Genomic DNA, 308 nt, shown 5'->3' on the forward strand with positions numbered 1-308 from the left:
TATTTATTCAGTCAGCTTTCCAAATTGTTAAAGAGCAAGTTATATCTTTCGATGTAACCATTTTTAAATACTCTCAAGGAGAATACTTAAAGATGGTGGAGCTATGCGGGATCGAACCGCAGACCTCTTCGCTGCCAGCGAAGCGCTCTCCCAGCTGAGCTATAGCCCCTTAACTTCTATTTAAACCTAATCAATCTGTGTGGGTACTCATCAAAAATAATCTTTTCGTAAGGAGGTGATCCAGCCCCAGGTTCCCCTAGGGCTACCTTGTTACGACTTCACCCCAGTCATGAACCACAAAGTGGTAA

1 tRNA gene and 1 rRNA gene are annotated in these 308 nt (G+C 43.2%); both read right to left on the bottom strand.

Annotated elements, in window-relative coordinates:
• Positions 1-93: 93 nt before the first annotated feature.
• A tRNA-Ala gene (locus HC723_RS17130) sits at positions 94-169 on the bottom strand.
• Positions 170-228: 59 nt separating this feature from the next.
• Positions 229-308, bottom strand: a 16S ribosomal RNA gene (locus tag HC723_RS17135); the annotation flags it as partial.

The organism is Vibrio sp. S11_S32 (assembly GCF_014694465.1).
In the GTDB taxonomy this organism is placed as follows: domain Bacteria; phylum Pseudomonadota; class Gammaproteobacteria; order Enterobacterales; family Vibrionaceae; genus Vibrio; species Vibrio algicola.